The organism is Arminella tubonensis, from assembly GCF_003240585.1.
GTDB classification, from domain to species: Bacteria; Pseudomonadota; Alphaproteobacteria; order Rhizobiales; family Rhizobiaceae; genus Rhizobium; species Rhizobium tubonense.
The window spans coordinates 112,443-126,787 of record NZ_PCDP01000065.1 but is presented as its reverse complement, the minus strand read 5'-3'; the positions used below and the strand labels follow the sequence as shown (position 1 = coordinate 126,787).

The window sequence follows — 14,345 nt, the reverse complement described above, 5'->3', positions numbered from 1 at the left end:
AAACCGGTTTTGATCATCACATTCTTTCCACGTCCGGGGTTTGCGCACTGCGAAAAAGGCATCTTCCGGAGTTGGGCGATTTCGTTGAAAAACTCAGTCGTTGCCAGCACAGCAAAACGCTGGTTCAACGGGCGCAGATGACATCCTGCCTGGACTGGCGACCAGCTCCAAGCAACCCGATTTAGCTCAAAATGGTTGCCTACATGTCATCCCCGAATGCGGGCACTACGTGCCGATGGAACGACCAGAGGCGTTAAATTCGATAATCCGTCAATTGATAAATCAGACAGCGATGTGAACGAGTTGCTTTTCGCGTGCTCGTGCGCTCGCTTCAATATGAGGTTAGCCGCTGATCGACATGGTGTGGAGCTACAGCGTGGCCAACGCAATTGGCGCCAAGACAGTGACGCTGAAGGTCAAATATGCAGATTTCAATCAGACCACCCGGACCAAGACCCTTGGTGCGCCGCTCGCGGAGGCTCGCGAACTGGTGCGCCTGGTAGATGTCTTGCTGGACCCGGTTTTCCCGACTGGTAAGGGCATAAGGTTGCTCGGCGTTATCCTCTCTTCGCTGGACCGATCAAGCGAGACAACACCGCCGCAGTTGCTGTTGTCGCTCGACTAATGGCCTGCGACCGAACTTAAACACCCCGTTAACCACCCGATCCTATCCTTCGGCGGGCGATTCCACATAGAGGCCAAGCCTTTCCCAAAGGAGAGCACCGGCCTCAAGCGAAGGACGGACACACCGATGGCCGACGACACCGTCAAGAATAGCCGATCCGCAGACGAGCGATCATTGCAAACCCACTTCTGTGAACACCCCGGTTGCGAGAACTGGGGTGGCTTCGGCTACGACGTGGAAATGGGCGAGACCCAATGGTTTTGCGGCGGGCACAAGTGGGACGACTACCGCCTGGGCAAGTCGCGGAGAACTTGGTCGAAAACGGATGCCTCGACCTTCAACGCGACAGAAATCCCGGCACGCGCCGCATCGGTTCGCTGAAATGATTGCATTGGATGATCTCGTAGCCGAGCAATTTTATTGGGCAAGGCGACGAAGCGGAACTGACGCTGAACGTGAACTCCAGATTGTGCGCGTGTCATCGATCTTCGGTTCAACCCGCGAGTTCCTGACCATTGCCACAGTCGGAAGCGACCAACATTACGCCCTGGATGAATTCGACATTGTTGAGGTCGTGGCGCAGAGCGTCTCTGAGCCTCCCGGATCACCCTAAAGTGGAAATGCGTCTAAGTTTGGCAATGGTCTGATCGCCTTTGAGCATCCTTGAAATGAATTATTACAGACTATCCTCGTATAAGAATCCTGCAAAGGTTTGGGGAAGCAATTTGTGATCGTTCTGCCTATGGCTCTCAACTGTGTGATTGTTCTCGCCAGCGCCTTCTCGTTTCTTGCGGGAGCCTATTTCATGGCGTCTGCGCAGGCAGGTATCCGTATCCACCTTCCTCAGCAATTTCGCAGTGAAGGCCAGTATCGTTGGCATCTTATGGACCATGCGTTCGATCACTCGGTGCCGTATCGGATCAAAAGGGCCTATGTCCTGTCCGGAGTCTTCGGGGTTCTGGTTTTCATCGGTGCCTTTCTCGTCGCAATCCAGACCAAGCGAGGAGACGCCATGGTCCTCTTTGGCGTCGTTACTGTTCTAGGTACAGTTCAAGCCATCGCTAATTTCAGAAAACTGCGTGCCGTAAGGAGCCAGCCGGATGAAGGAAGGTTTTAGTCTCCAGCCATGATCAGCAATGTATTCTTAGGCGCGGCGATGGTGACGTTTGGCATCGCGTTCTGGCTGATGGTGCCGCTAATCGGCAGTCGTCGCGACTTGATGAAAATGGCCCCGGCGGAATACGGCTGGCTTGCAATACGGTTTTTCCCGCTGATGATCCTGTCTTTCGCATTCTTCATTGCAGGAAGCTTGGCTGCGAAGTACGGCTGGCCTTGATATATTGACGAGCTTAGAGCCGTGACAGCGTTGAAACGCCCTGGCGTATCGAGCCAACTTCTCCCGACTTGACCTTCGTCGCAAACAAGAACATAATAAGAACATCGAAGCCGCAGAAAGCGGCACTCACATTCACACCGAAGCTTTGGCTGCTGTGCGCAACACAGGAGGACGGAAGATGTTGATTAAAGACAGCTATTTTGAAGAGGCTGGCGGCTGGCCGACTGTCGAGCTGTGGCAGGGCTACCTGACCCGGACGGACCCTGTTGCGCAGATCGAAAATCTTGAGCCATACCTGTCGAAGGCCGCTGAGGAATTTCCTGAAATCCTCGACTGTGGACTGTGCAGCGCGTTATCTGATGCGGTCGCTCGGGAAGAACGATCGCAGTCGTTCGAGGCGTTCTGCAATATCGAAGTCTCGTTTGATGGCGAAATCGACTGCGGCCCATCAGGAGATGAACTCGACATCGCCTTCAGCAAGGAAATGGGTATCGCCCTCGTCGCTTATGTCGGTCGGGGCGTTCCATTGATTGTGAAGCGCTACGCATGCTCGTCGCCAGATGAGGCCGTGGATCTCTGGCTGGCGGAAGCGGCTGAGCCCCTGATGTTCGCAGATGGTGAGGACGACGATGAAACAGCCGCATCAAACCGTCATTGAATCCGCGTTTGAAATAGATGCAGCCATTGCGTGGCATGATGGCGACACAAGAGCGACGATCGCAGCTCTCCTTGAGGACCGTCAACACCTGCGCGAACAACTCGCCATGGCCTTCAACGCTTTAAGCCGTGGCCCGGTGAGAGGATGGACGCCGACATTTGATCGGTCCTGACAACGGCGGGATCTCATCGAATATCGCATCAGTAACGGGTACGAACGCGCAAAACGGACTGCATGAAGGAGAAGGGACCGCTGGACCTATTCCGGCGGAACGACTGCCTTGATTGGATCGTAATCATAGACCTGCGCATCCGTCTTCAGCAGCGCCCCGAGCGCGTCGGTGGTCGGCTGCTCCGTCTTCACGAACAGACCCGTAGCGGCTGATACCCAGATATCCGAGACTTTGTCCGGGTTCTTCCAATGGGCGGTGTAGTGCAAGATACCGGCGGCGGACGATACTAACTTGCAGTCGTGGAAGATCGGTTCGCCTTTTCCTATGGGGTGGGCGTATGCCCCTTCCAGTCCCCACCTGCCGCCCGGAACCCTCGAATAAAGCCATCGGTCGATCTTCACTGCTTCAAGCGCAGGAATGGGCTGCTGTCTGGGGCGGATCTCTGTGACCTCGTAGGTGTATTTGTCGGCGAGATAGGTGCTTCTGAAAGCCAGATAGACGTCCCTGCAGAATTTATCTTCCGGCAGAGGCGATAAGAGAGTGGTTCGCAACTCTGAGGCTGGCCGTTCATGGGCTTGTGTTACGAGCGGCGGGTTTTCGAGCGAGGGGTCTAGGCTGTCCGCAGGCTGATCGCGGGCGGGATAATCGTATAATTCTATTGTTTTTTCAAAGGGAAATGGCGACTGCAAATGGCCGAAAGTCCTACTGATTCGTAAGATCCTGCCGGTTTTCATCGATATCCATAGTTCAGTCAACGACTCGTAGCCCCTATGCCAGGTACCAGCAAAGTGAAGCGCCGGGCCGCGGGAGGTTGCCTCGTTTCCGATCAATCTACACGCTCCAAACACTGGCTCTTCTTTGGAGGTCGTCAGACGGAGGGACCGACGATAGACGAAGTTCTCGTCGGCTGCCAAAGCGAAATATTCATTTGCGTTTCGATCCAATCCTCTCCGAACGGAGCGATCGTTCCGTCAGGTTTCAGTTCAGCCACGTAAATCGTGTAGCGCGCCAAGTTGGAGGTCTTTTCGTAAGCTCTATTGACGGCGTCGCAGGACGGATCTTCCCCTGGAAGGCGGTCTACAAGCCCAAAGGACCGCTCGTTGTCTGCGAACGACAGCCCAGGTGCCAAGGCGCGCCAAGAAAGAAAAGAACCAAAATCAAACGCATTGATCACCGCGAGTAATTGGAGAGATGACACGGGTCGGCAGGACGGCCTCGATGGACAATTCATGGCTATTTACTTTCGATCCGCCATTCCTTCTGCCCGAAGGTCACATCGAAGCGCGACAGGAATGATCGTCCGAGCAGGCCATCGATTCCGTCGCCGAGCGGCTTGTCGCCGCCTGACAGGACAATGGCCTCAACATCATCGGCCTCGACATGACCGACGCGGAGCTGTCTTGCCGAACTGCGCTCCGCAAGGAAGACACCTCCGGCCGCCTGCATGCGCACGGTGGCGTCGCCGGATAGCGGCAGCTTCGTCTTGGCGGCAAAGCTGCCGGTCAGGGTGACGACGCTGGCACCCGTGTCGACGACGAAAACGCCGGGGACGCCGTTGACGCTCACGGTCGCTGTGATGATGTCCTTGCCTTGAGTGGGGAAATGATCCTTGCCAGACGCGTAGTTGCCCTGGCATTTTCCCTTGGCGTTGTATGCCTGAATGATGGCCCGTGCGGCGGGCGTATCGTTCGTCGAAGGTGTGATCGAAATCCAGGTCCGCAGCGGCGTCATCGCCTCGCAATACTGCCCGAGCGCAACGTAGGTCAGCGACATCCGCCGAAACACTTCGCCATTCAGTGCCGCCAGATCTCCGGTCAATCCGAGAAGCGAATCATAGGCGTCGAGTGCTTCCTTGTAGCGTTTCAGATCGTGCAGTATCAGAGCCCGAAGATAGTAGAACTGTGGCTGGTCCGGCGACATGTCCGAAATCTCGTCCGATATCTTCAGCGCGGCGGGAAGATCGCTCAGTCCGTAGAGTATGTCGGCCGCCGTATACAGAGCTGTATCCGACGGCTTGCACTTGGCCGAGAATGTCTGCAGCACCTTCGCACCTTCCCGGGCATATCCGGATTGCTTCAGGTCCCCTGCGAATAAGTAGGTGGAATCCCAATCGCACGGCTCGCGGCGCAGGGCCGCGATGTGTTTGTCTATCGGGTCGCTATCGGCAACGGCCCTCGGCAACGGCTCGATATCGAAACGGGAATAGAATTCGCCAGGCACCGCGTCTGGATTGAGGCCGACAAGCTGCCGCGCATGATCGGCAACTACATCCGGGCCAATCCGTTCGATGACCGCGCCGCCGATTGCCGCGATTATCACCAGGATCGCTACCGCATACCTGTTCCATGCACTTGGCGGCGACAGTCTCGCGCCGTTTCTGTCTTCCCAGTCCGCCTTGAGCATTCAGTCTTGTCCCCCCCGGTATAAAATCTCGACACTCAGCTTCACCGCTCGCCCATGGCCTCCAACGAAATCCCCTGCTATTTGATGTCGCTACACTCAAGCTGAATTCTATGTACAAACAGGCGCGATTGACCTTCAACGAAGTCTTTTTTCTGCCTAACGGCAGAGAAATTGTGCTCGTTGAACGTGTCTCCATCTATAATTGCCCTGTAAACTTCTCTTCCTTTAGTTTCGCTTTGCACATTAGCTAGGAAGAAGGCAAGTATAGTATCGTTTTCATCGATTTCTTTTGATGTGCGGATTACACATCGGCAATACTCAACAGAGAAACCCTTCAAGGAAGCGCACATCCCTAATGTTCCGTCGGAAACAGTGCCCAAGGTGTTTGCTTCCGTTGAGCGGGCCGACGCAACGCCTATCGACGTTACAAGCAGAAGTGCAAGCAAGAGTGTCGAGGACAGGTTCGCGATATACTCGACAACCTCCTCAATTGGGCTCCTTTTGGATGAGGAGATATCACAGTCAAAAGACGAACCCGTGGCTTCTCCCCAATTTCTTCTTAGGCGTGCGCCTTTCTCCTTCACATCCAAAGCACGGTCGCCCTGGAAAGGTTCTTGGTCATTTCCCATGGCGTTCACGTCGTCTCCCTATGCTCCTGCCACATAATTTCACCGCAGCCACTCTTCGCCTTGGCGAACGCAGCTTTCGAAAAACCAAATCGAGGGTGATAATGTTGCCGTTCACGTGCCCCACAACACCGAACTAGTTCCGATAGAGATCTACGATCTCCGGTCTACTCGCTCATAAAGCGATTTTTGAGGAGAAATCATTCTAGTATCGCGATTAAAAGCACGACCTACTGCTGAAAGCAAGCTTGCATTACGCAACGTAATTTTCTTATTTGTAGCGTTGAAACCCACGTGCGATGCTAGCCCGCAAACAATAGTTCCAAAGCTCGTTTAGTATGGCGAATACCCCTTAGAGGAAACCGGCGTGCTGTTCACACCATCGCCGAATGTTCCGTGCTTTAGCGGTGCGTGAGGTGAGATCGGCACGCAAATGGGTGAATGGCTTTTGATCGAAATTACTTCGCCGTTCCTCGCCTGCCGCATAACGCGGCATATCATCTAACGCTGCCTGGAAGGCAGTGCGGATTTCCTCCTGACTAAAATTCCGATCCCAAAGCTCCGTCATCAGTGTGTTGATGATACCCACCAGTGTAGGCTCTGATGATGGCGGTCGCGAATAGAGTTGAGCACAACGCACCGCGAAATCGGTTGCCGCTGCTAACGACGCGCTCTGCCAGTCATCACTATCAGACATCGTTCATACCCTCTCTCGACTGCAATTCGAAATCAGATTAGGGCAGTTGCGGACAGCGGCAAAGGGCTACACCGAAACTTGCTTCGGCCGTATCGTCGTCTTCGTCGTATTCTGGCAGTCCGGCTTGCTGGTTCGAAATCCACGACCAGCTCATCACAAAGGCCCCATCGTCGCCCCTGGAAATCACGGCATCATCATCGACCTCTAGGTCGTCGTCTGTGGCCACAGCTCGGACAAAGGCAGCAGTATCAGCGTGCGGTTCCTTTTTCAGCTTATCCGCCAAGAGACCTTCGGGAATGTAAGAAAGGATAAGATCGATTTCGTCTAGTTCTAGCCGAAGCCACATTGCGGAATTTCTGTTCAGGACACTCGATTATGGCGCCGAGTTTCGTCGGCGGCAAACATCATCATAATCTTAATTCTCCTGGCGGTTCCCGTCGGAACGGCTCTTTTCGTTCTCTTGCTGGAGCAACGCGCCTGTGCAATGAATGAATGCGGAGGCCTCAAGCAATTTCACGTTTTCCGCCCATCCATATCCATGAAATGGAGGCGGGTTTATAGCCTCATGCGGCCCAACGCATGCGAGGTACAAGCAGGTATTCTGGTCGGCAATGTCTTCGGCGTTTAGCGCTACTTTTTTGATGGGGAATTCGCATGAGACGTCGTATGCGCACAATTTTCCTTGTTCCTGTCGCGGCACTGCTTCAGCCGTTCCCAGCGGACGCAGAGGTTTGGCGCGATAGCTTCGCTTCCAAGACTCCGTCAGCACGGTGGTATGTTTGCCACCGGCCGGAAAACAGCTTCCGTTTCGGCGTGAGAGAAAACGGCCGTACGGCCATGGTCTCCGAGGTCCGGCCTCTTCCCAAAAACCACGCATTGATCAAGGAAAAGCACTCCGGATGTATCGCCGATAACGGCGGCTATGAGGGCGATAGGTTCCGAGAGGTCTGAGCTTTGGGAATCGAACGCCGTCTGGAAGAAGATGGGTGCCGAGGTCTGGTACCGCTTCGACATGTACGTCGATAACAGCATCAAGCCCGATACGGATCGGTTTGTCATCGGTCAATGGAAAGAGCATGGCTCCCCAAAAGACTCGCCGATCATTGCCCAACGCTTCACAGGTCGGACTTTCACTGTCTCCATCGAGCAAAACAATAACAAAGCAAAACGAGGTGATAGAGACGATCTGTGCCGAGTGTACATCGCGAGTCAGAACCCGAAATCGGATCCACCTTGGGGCCATTCCTCAACCGACGCTGTCCTTACGGCGCTGAAGGCAAAAAATGAGCCTGAGGCTCCCTTATCTTTCTCACACCCGCTGATCACGTCGCCACAGCCAGACGCGCCGAAGTCTATCGCCAACCTTCGCTGTGACGACGGTCTTGAAGTTCACACTGATCGTCAATTGCCGAACCCTTTCGGGGGTTGGACGACGATGGTCTACCATATTCGGATGTCGCCGGATCAGCGTGGACTCATTGAGATTTGGGCCAACGGTCACAGGATCGCTGAAGCAACCGGCCGCATTGGATTTACCGGCTCCAAACCGGGAGCGCAGCAGTATTTCAAGTTTGGCTCATACCGGAACCCGGCGAATTTCAACACGATCACCAAACTTTCTAACTTCGTGCGGGGAGATAGCCGGGCAGGCGTTGATCCAACTAGCAAGCTGACCACCGACTAAGCCATCTAGGCTCCTCAACAGCGGGCCACTGTTGCGTGGGAGGGTGAACGGGAGGGGAAGTGCCCGAGATAGGGCCTAGCTGTACGCTCGACCGAACATAAGATAGGAAGCTCTTTTGATTGAGGATTCTAAAGATTTCAAACTTTCGGAAGGGGCCACGGCAAGAGTGGTGTTTGTCCTGTCACCTACTGAAAAACGCAAAGCTCGGTGAGCATTGGGCGCTACGCACTATAGACGCGTGAGCGAATCTCCGACCGGGAAACGCCGATATCCTTTAAGGAGGCGTCGTTGAGTAAGGAGAGATCCTTGTATGCCTTGCGGAGTTCGAAGAAGTTTTCGATGCGTTTGACGACTTTCATTGCTTTATTCCCATATGATCTGTGGCTAATTAAATAGCACTTTGCCTAGCAAGTGAGCAGCCTCAAACTCGCATAGGAGCCACCGCAATTCTGGTGGCCGTCGGTTCAGATCGCATTCTTTATATAGCTTGTCGCCAACGCAATGGCCGAATTCCTAGTCCCCGCCAATCCGCGACTCGCTCAGATTCGGAATCCATTTCCCGAACCAGTTCGTGTGGTCACCATGTGACCACCGTCGATAGGCATCCCCAAATGTAATTTCCACACGAGGTCCGTATGGCCGCAGGTACCGTCAAGTTCTTCGATCCATCCAAGGGTTTCGGTTTCATCACTCCCGATGACGGCGGCGCCGACGTCTTCATGCACCTCAGTAAGATCGAAGAGGCGAATCTCGCTCATCCTGAAGTGGGGACTCGCATGTCCTACGAGCTTCTTGAAAAGAACGGAAAGATATCGGCAGTGAAGCTTGGCATTCTTCCTCCAAGCCCTGAATCGACATCGAAATTCAAGCCGTTTGTCCGGAAGCACGAGAGGGAGTTGGATGCAGAAGAGCTTTTCGAGCGGGAATGGGGCTTGCGCCGCGCCAACTAAATCCCCCTGCTGGTCGCCTGCCCAATGTGGTCTCGATGTAATAAATTGAGTTCGATCGACATTGAGACATTCGCAAACGACCATGTGTCGGTCTCGGAACTCGCTCGCCAAACCAGCGCGGATGCTTCCAAACCACACAGAAGCTGAATGGTGTCGGCCTCACTTCGGTGGTCAATTCCCATTACAGTCTCGATCATTTTTACCGGCGCAACGAACTCCCGGAAACATTAATCTCATAATGCTACCAACATGTATCGCAAAAAGGGCTCGGTTTTCCGGGCCTTTTTTTGTGCCGTGAAACCTGGTTTGACACCTCCAAAGCTGAAAGCGTTGTGAGAAACCTAGAGGGGCATTTGCACCCACCATTCTGAACGAATCCGGAAAAAGCCCGCAACTGTGGGCTTTTTTTGATGCCAAATGGCAGAATCTAGGGAGCCTAGCCACCCGTTGCCAATGCTGTCCAGAATGACCTCTGGCGACATCATCGTTCAGACGCTCAGGGCCCCCATCGTTTGAGGAGCATCGTCGGAGTTCTCAGATGATGGCGCTTGCGCCGAATATTGGCGTGGAAGCGATGGCGACGGGTTCAGATGCCGGAACTGTTCGTCCACGCCCGGCCTTTCGTTGCGGTGAGGCAGACTTGCGAGCAACGTCGTTATTCCATAAACCGAAAGACACCACATTTTCGCATCGACGATGAACCAATTGGAGTGAAATTCGTTTCTTTCTGAATGTGCGAACGCGCTAAATTTCCAGACGCGGTTTGAATGGGGCTGGGCGGTCGCAACGTGTCGGAAACACAACCGAATTTGCTCGGAGGACTAGGGTCATGAAGAGTCTCGTCAAGTCTATTATCATCGCAGGCGCGGCCGTTGCGATCACGGCTGCGGCGTTTTCGCCAGCCTCTGCAAATGACTGGCACCACGGAAACAATAATTGGCACCACGGCTGGGGCGGCGGCTGGCATCACGGATATGGAGGCTGGGGTGGCGGTGGCTGGGGTGGCGGTGGCTGGGGCTATGGTGCGGCCGGGTTGGCAACGGGACTGATTATCGGATCAGCCATCGCTCAGCCTGGGTATTACGGCTCGGGATATTACGGTTCCCCGTACTACGGATCCGGGTACGGTTATGGCGGGTACGCGCCGCCGCCGCGTTACTACTACGCCGCACCCCGTCGGTATTACATTCACAATGCCGGACTGCGACCTTGGTCGCCTGCTTGGTCGCGATACTGCTTCAGCCGATATCGGACTTTCAATGGTCGCACCGGCACATTCGTCGGCAATGACGGTGCGCGGCACTTTTGCGTGGCAAACTGACACCAGATCCGGCAGGAGGAACGAAGAAGATCGGTGCAGGGTTAAATCGCGTCCGTTTGATCCATATCGCCGGCGTATATCTCCGGCCAGGCGTCGCTCCCAAGCCCCGTGCGTCGCGACGCCTGGTTTTCAGCTACAGCACCAACACGTCGCCAATCGAACCAACCACTTGGGTTTAAACGTAAAGCTTTTGCGGGTAGCACATTGATGCTGTCTTCAATTGGCGGGTTTTTAGTTTTCAACAACGACAAAATTGCCCAATGTCGTATTGGCTTGGCGCAGAACAGACACATGTCGGGCCGTTGTGAAGACCTGCGTCCGTCACCGTACATTTGAACCGCGTAATGAAGGAAATAGCGTGAGTCTTTTTATCCCATCACCGTTGATACAGGAAAACATAAATTCGGCTGTGGGTTGGATGACCGGCGATGACGACTTTCTGGCTGAGGTCTATCTCAGCACCCCGAGCGCCCGGATCCAGACGAATTTTGGTGACACGCACCGACACGGCGGTGTCGTACGATTAAAGGCGCTGGAAAAAGCAATTGCTGCGGCCAAGGATCACTTAAAAGGCATTTCACTGAAGCAGAGGCTCTTGTTCAAGCTTACTTATTCTGGTCGAGGAAATCGGCAGCTTTCAACCGATCTTCACGAGACACTAAATTGGGCTGATAGCAGCGGGCTGCTCGCGGGCGGGATGCTATTCAATCAGGTCTTGAGCAAGAATATTGCCGAGGGCTTTGTCTGGTTGGGCTTTCCAGACCCAAAGAAGGCGGTGCTTTTCAAGTTGGCAGGGTACGATCACACATCGATTTGATGCGATCAATCGAAACGCGCTCGAAACGTCATCGGCGACGCCTAAAGGGCCAGTCGACCACGCCGCCGGCAAAGAGAGCCCACCAGACCATGACCGGCTGCAAAGCGAGGCGGGGAATGTGGTACCACCAGCCAAGCGGGTCGTGGCCACCGGCGGAAAGACCGTCCAAGGCATGCTTGATGTTGGCCGGATAGACGCAGATCGCATAAAGTGCCAGCGCAATGCCCGTTATTCGGCGATATCGCCCAGTCAGAATTCCGACGGCGCCGGCCAGTTCGCAAATGCCTGTCGCAATGATCGTCTGGCGTGGAAATGGAACCCAATCCGGTGTGATACGCAGGAAGCTATCCGGCGTTGCCAGATGAGAGAGAGCGGCTGCGGTGTAAACAATAGCGAGCGCCCACCGGCTGCCCCATCTGGGCGGGTGGAAAGGTAGATCACTCAAATTCCCGCATACCATTCATAGCCGCGGTCTTCCCAGAAGCCGCCGTTGCCGCCCCAGAGGTCGCTGTACTTGTCGCGAACCTCGATGCGCATGACGTACTTGGCGTGCTTATATCCAAGATGACGCTCGACACGCAGGCGCAACGGCGCGCCGTGGGCGACCTCGAGATCCTTGTCGTTCATCGAATAGGCGAGAATGCTCTGCGGATGGAAGGCATCGATCAGGTCGATGCTCTCGTAGTAGCGCCCGCTGCCGTCAAGCGTTTGCTCCAACTCATCGGCGCAATAAAACACCACATATCGCGCGCCGGGCTTCAGACCCGCTGTCTGCAGGATAAGCCCGAGGGGGACGCCGGTCCACTTGCCGATGGCACTCCAGCCCTCGACGCAGTCGTGGCGCGTAATCTGGGTGCGGGCAGGCAATTTCTTGAGATCAGCGAGCGAGAACTCCATCGGCTGGTTGACCATGCCGTCGACCTTGAGGCGCCAGTCGACGAAGCCCGTCTCCGTCAACTTGGCGTAGTCCTGGCTGTCGGGCTGGCTGGTACCGTTCGGGCGAAAGGTCGGGGAGATGTCCTTGTCGGTATATTCGCGAGCGAGTGTCTGTGGCGAAACCAGCAAGCGCTGGCTTCCCATCGTCAAGCGCTCGGCCATTGCCAGTACCTGCTGCACGTTCTGGTTCTGCACGACATCGTCGCAGCCGGTGAGCCCAATGGCACCAAGTGTGGCAGCCGAGCCGATCAGCAAACGGCGGCGGGTGAACAACGTGCTCATGGCTTCGGTACCTCCGTGCGGATCGCATAGCGGCCGGTCACCATCGATCGAATATTGTTCCAGAGGCCGGAGACAATAACCATCACAATGTGGACGATGACGAACATGACGATGGACCAGGCGGTGATGAAGTGGATGCCACGTGCGGACTGGCGCCCCCCGAAGATATCGAGAAGAAACGGATACCCGGCGTCGATGCTCGGAGACATGGTAAGCCCGGTTGCCAGCATCAGTGGCAACAAAATGAAAATGACGACGATATAGGTCAGCTTCTGCAGTACATTATAGTGCCTGGCGGCCTCGCCTTTGGGAAAACGCAGCCGCGCATGTTCCTTGATCTCGTGCCAGATCGTGCGGGGCTGCACCTCTTCTGACGAGGGGATCAGATCACGACGGAAATGACCGGCGAGGAACCCGTAGAGCAGATACAGCAGGCCATTGATCACAAAGAGCCAGGCGAAGAATAAGTGCCAACGACGACCCGTCGCCAGATCCTGGTAGCTTGGGATCGTTGCCCAGGCGGGGAATGCGCGATCCGTCAACTGCCCATCGACCACGGACGCGCCGAGGACACCAGTGGTGGGGATTGTCAGACTGCCGATGCGCAGGGCGCCACGGATGTTGTCCCCCTCTTCGTGCGAGCCGATCTGCAGCCACGAGGGATCCGCATCGGCGCCGTACTGACCCCAGTAGAGAGACGGGTGCGCATTGAATATCTGCATGCCACTCATCAGCAAAAGGGTTAGACAGAGGACGTTCAGCCAATGGGTCAAACGCGTGACGATCGAATGGCGACGGATATAAATTTTCCCCAGCGGCGCAGGCGGCAATGCGCCGCTCTCCTCGATGGTCGTCATAGGCCGCTCCTCCTTCGATTGCCAATGGAGACTAGGCAACATCCTACCACGTGTACGGTGAAACTGCTGAGAGGTCGCAGCATCGCTCTCTTCGGAAATTTAAGACATGCAGCCGCCGGCAGGCGACTGCATGTCGATCGCTGGCAGATTACATTGGCGGGACGACGCCATTGGTGCCGACCACGACGCGGTCGGACGAAACCACCCCATCGCCGGTGCTCTCGCCATTGATGAACACGGTTGCGCCGGCCTTGATGTCAGCCTTGGTGGCAGCACCGAGTGTGACGACGGGGGTGCCGTCCGGAATAGAGATCTTCTTTTGACCGCCCTTGTAGGTCAGCGTCAAAGTCGGGCCGTTGACCGAGGTAACCGCATTGGCAACCGTCGCATTGGTCATCGAGCTGTTCGGCTTCAGATCCCATGGGCGATCGCCTTCGCCGGTTCCTTTCATCGCCGCCGGGAAGACCACGACTTCAAGGGCGCCGTTGACGCCGCTATCGGTTGGCTGCGAGGCGATGCCGACGAAATCACCTGGCTTGATGTCTGCGGCGGAGGCCTTGACCACGCCCGTAACGGCCCAGCCGGTCTTCAACACGACGGTTACATCTTTTCCATCGCGGGCTTTGACCTTCAGCGTGTCCCCGTCGATGCTTTCGACTGTCCCACGGACGCGGACCCGCTCGGCGGCATGTGCGCCCTGGCTGATGGCGAGCGTCATCATAGCACCAGTGGCAAGCGCAAACGCGCCCTTCGTGAAACGATTGCGATTCATTTGGTAGCTCCTTGATTGTTCGAACGATCAGTCGGTCCCTGGACGGACGGTAAATACCCGGAAAAGAGAGCCCGGGACCTCGCCCGGCGGGAACGCTCCGGCTCGATACAACGACCCTATCGACCGCCCGGTAGCCTAGCCAATCAAACAATGGTGAATTTAGAAAGAGCAAGGCGACTTGCTGCTCGGCTGCAAACGACTGCACACAT

The 14,345-nt window shown here is 55.4% G+C and carries 18 protein-coding genes and 1 pseudogene; 9 read left to right on the top strand and 10 right to left on the bottom strand.

Annotated elements, in window-relative coordinates; translation table 11 throughout:
- Positions 1 to 346 precede the first annotated feature (346 nt).
- The 5 genes and pseudogenes from CPY51_RS28270 to CPY51_RS28245 all read left to right on the top strand — a co-directional run.
- Positions 347 to 625 (top strand): annotated as a pseudogene (locus CPY51_RS28270) (DinB/UmuC family translesion DNA polymerase); the annotation flags it as partial.
- Between the two features lie 126 nt (positions 626 to 751).
- Positions 752 to 1,006, top strand: a complete 255-nt coding sequence (locus tag CPY51_RS28265; protein WP_111163539.1) for a hypothetical protein — start codon at positions 752 to 754, stop codon at positions 1,004 to 1,006.
- A 346-nt stretch (positions 1,007 to 1,352) separates the two neighbouring features.
- The gene (locus tag CPY51_RS28255) at positions 1,353 to 1,742 is read left to right on the top strand and encodes a hypothetical protein (RefSeq protein ID WP_111163537.1); all 390 of its coding nucleotides are present in this window, start codon (positions 1,353 to 1,355) and stop codon (positions 1,740 to 1,742) included.
- A gap of 9 nt (positions 1,743 to 1,751) precedes the next feature.
- The gene (locus tag CPY51_RS28250) at positions 1,752 to 1,961 is read left to right on the top strand and encodes a hypothetical protein (protein WP_111163536.1); all 210 of its coding nucleotides are present in this window, start codon (positions 1,752 to 1,754) and stop codon (positions 1,959 to 1,961) included.
- A gap of 178 nt (positions 1,962 to 2,139) precedes the next feature.
- A complete protein-coding gene (locus CPY51_RS28245) occupies positions 2,140 to 2,619 on the top strand; it encodes a hypothetical protein (RefSeq protein ID WP_111163535.1) in 480 nt (159 codons plus the stop codon).
- Positions 2,620 to 2,877: 258 nt separating this feature from the next.
- On the opposite strand, the gene CPY51_RS28235 is transcribed toward CPY51_RS28245, so the two are convergent.
- From CPY51_RS28235 to CPY51_RS28215, 5 genes are all read right to left on the bottom strand, one after another.
- Entirely contained in the window at positions 2,878 to 3,342 is a 465-nt protein-coding gene (locus tag CPY51_RS28235) for a hypothetical protein (RefSeq protein ID WP_146260185.1), read from the bottom strand.
- A gap of 682 nt (positions 3,343 to 4,024) precedes the next feature.
- A complete protein-coding gene (locus CPY51_RS28225; protein WP_111163531.1) occupies positions 4,025 to 5,194 on the bottom strand; it encodes an aspartyl protease family protein in 1,170 nt (389 codons plus the stop codon).
- A gap of 77 nt (positions 5,195 to 5,271) precedes the next feature.
- Positions 5,272 to 5,832, bottom strand: coding sequence for a hypothetical protein (locus tag CPY51_RS28220; protein WP_146260183.1), 561 nt, complete (start codon positions 5,830 to 5,832; stop codon positions 5,272 to 5,274).
- Positions 5,833 to 6,172: 340 nt separating this feature from the next.
- Positions 6,173 to 6,517, bottom strand: a complete 345-nt coding sequence (locus CPY51_RS32395) for a hypothetical protein (protein ID WP_146260182.1) — start codon at positions 6,515 to 6,517, stop codon at positions 6,173 to 6,175.
- 37 nt (positions 6,518 to 6,554) lie between these two features.
- The gene (locus tag CPY51_RS28215) at positions 6,555 to 6,863 is read right to left on the bottom strand and encodes a hypothetical protein (RefSeq protein WP_111163529.1); all 309 of its coding nucleotides are present in this window, start codon (positions 6,861 to 6,863) and stop codon (positions 6,555 to 6,557) included.
- A 576-nt stretch (positions 6,864 to 7,439) separates the two neighbouring features.
- On the opposite strand from CPY51_RS28215, the gene CPY51_RS28200 reads away from it, so the two are divergent.
- On the top strand, positions 7,440 to 8,201 hold the full coding sequence (locus CPY51_RS28200) for a heparin lyase I family protein (RefSeq protein ID WP_111163526.1): 762 nt from the start codon (positions 7,440 to 7,442) through the stop codon (positions 8,199 to 8,201).
- A 221-nt stretch (positions 8,202 to 8,422) separates the two neighbouring features.
- Here the strand turns inward: CPY51_RS28200 and CPY51_RS28195 are convergent, their stop codons facing one another.
- Positions 8,423 to 8,560: a DUF1127 domain-containing protein gene (locus CPY51_RS28195; protein ID WP_111163525.1), complete on the bottom strand. Its 138-nt coding sequence runs from the start codon at positions 8,558 to 8,560 to the stop codon at positions 8,423 to 8,425.
- 276 nt (positions 8,561 to 8,836) lie between these two features.
- Here CPY51_RS28195 and CPY51_RS33955 point away from each other — a divergent pair, with 276 nt between their 5' ends.
- The 3 genes from CPY51_RS33955 (at position 8,837) to CPY51_RS28175 (ending at position 11,289) form a co-directional block, all read left to right on the top strand.
- Positions 8,837 to 9,151 carry a cold-shock protein gene (locus CPY51_RS33955; protein ID WP_111163524.1) on the top strand — a complete coding sequence of 105 codons (315 nt, stop codon included), beginning with the start codon at positions 8,837 to 8,839 and terminating at the stop codon, positions 9,149 to 9,151.
- Positions 9,152 to 9,980: 829 nt separating this feature from the next.
- Positions 9,981 to 10,472, top strand: a complete 492-nt coding sequence (locus tag CPY51_RS28180) for a BA14K family protein (RefSeq protein ID WP_111163522.1) — start codon at positions 9,981 to 9,983, stop codon at positions 10,470 to 10,472.
- Between the two features lie 358 nt (positions 10,473 to 10,830).
- Complete coding sequence (locus CPY51_RS28175) at positions 10,831 to 11,289, top strand: hypothetical protein (protein ID WP_146260181.1); 459 nt, start codon at positions 10,831 to 10,833, stop codon at positions 11,287 to 11,289.
- Positions 11,290 to 11,317: 28 nt separating this feature from the next.
- Here CPY51_RS28175 and CPY51_RS28170 read toward each other — a convergent pair whose 3' ends face one another.
- From CPY51_RS28170 to CPY51_RS28155, 4 genes are all read right to left on the bottom strand, one after another.
- Positions 11,318 to 11,734, bottom strand: coding sequence for a DoxX family protein (locus CPY51_RS28170; protein WP_244598810.1), 417 nt, complete (start codon positions 11,732 to 11,734; stop codon positions 11,318 to 11,320).
- Positions 11,731 to 12,507, bottom strand: a complete 777-nt coding sequence (locus CPY51_RS28165) for a molybdopterin-binding protein (protein ID WP_111163519.1) — start codon at positions 12,505 to 12,507, stop codon at positions 11,731 to 11,733. The genes CPY51_RS28170 and CPY51_RS28165 overlap by 4 nt, the downstream gene beginning before the upstream one ends.
- On the bottom strand, positions 12,504 to 13,364 hold the full coding sequence (locus tag CPY51_RS28160) for a cytochrome b/b6 domain-containing protein (protein ID WP_111163518.1): 861 nt from the start codon (positions 13,362 to 13,364) through the stop codon (positions 12,504 to 12,506). The genes CPY51_RS28165 and CPY51_RS28160 overlap by 4 nt, the downstream gene beginning before the upstream one ends.
- Positions 13,365 to 13,512: 148 nt before the next feature.
- On the bottom strand, positions 13,513 to 14,136 hold the full coding sequence (locus CPY51_RS28155; protein ID WP_111163517.1) for a single stranded DNA-binding domain-containing protein: 624 nt from the start codon (positions 14,134 to 14,136) through the stop codon (positions 13,513 to 13,515).
- Positions 14,137 to 14,345 lie beyond the last annotated feature (209 nt).

What these genes read in the sequence shown, in the direction of transcription:
- CPY51_RS28245 (WP_111163535.1), top strand. Translation starts at nt 2,140, where the DNA reads ATGTTGATTAAAGACAGCTATTTTGAAGAGGCTGGCGGCTGGCCGACT.
- CPY51_RS28225 (WP_111163531.1), bottom strand. Translation starts at nt 5,194, where the DNA reads ATGCTCAAGGCGGACTGGGAAGACAGAAACGGCGCGAGACTGTCGCCG.
- CPY51_RS28165 (WP_111163519.1), bottom strand. Translation starts at nt 12,507, where the DNA reads ATGAGCACGTTGTTCACCCGCCGCCGTTTGCTGATCGGCTCGGCTGCC.
- CPY51_RS28180 (WP_111163522.1), top strand. Translation starts at nt 9,981, where the DNA reads ATGAAGAGTCTCGTCAAGTCTATTATCATCGCAGGCGCGGCCGTTGCG.
- CPY51_RS28195 (WP_111163525.1), bottom strand. Translation starts at nt 8,560, where the DNA reads ATGAAAGTCGTCAAACGCATCGAAAACTTCTTCGAACTCCGCAAGGCA.
- CPY51_RS28160 (WP_111163518.1), bottom strand. Translation starts at nt 13,364, where the DNA reads ATGACGACCATCGAGGAGAGCGGCGCATTGCCGCCTGCGCCGCTGGGG.
- CPY51_RS28250 (WP_111163536.1), top strand. Translation starts at nt 1,752, where the DNA reads ATGATCAGCAATGTATTCTTAGGCGCGGCGATGGTGACGTTTGGCATC.
- CPY51_RS33955 (WP_111163524.1), top strand. Translation starts at nt 8,837, where the DNA reads ATGGCCGCAGGTACCGTCAAGTTCTTCGATCCATCCAAGGGTTTCGGT.
- CPY51_RS32395 (WP_146260182.1), bottom strand. Translation starts at nt 6,517, where the DNA reads ATGTCTGATAGTGATGACTGGCAGAGCGCGTCGTTAGCAGCGGCAACC.
- CPY51_RS28200 (WP_111163526.1), top strand. Translation starts at nt 7,440, where the DNA reads ATGAGGGCGATAGGTTCCGAGAGGTCTGAGCTTTGGGAATCGAACGCC.
- CPY51_RS28155 (WP_111163517.1), bottom strand. Translation starts at nt 14,136, where the DNA reads ATGAATCGCAATCGTTTCACGAAGGGCGCGTTTGCGCTTGCCACTGGT.
- CPY51_RS28215 (WP_111163529.1), bottom strand. Translation starts at nt 6,863, where the DNA reads ATGTGGCTTCGGCTAGAACTAGACGAAATCGATCTTATCCTTTCTTAC.
- CPY51_RS28265 (WP_111163539.1), top strand. Translation starts at nt 752, where the DNA reads ATGGCCGACGACACCGTCAAGAATAGCCGATCCGCAGACGAGCGATCA.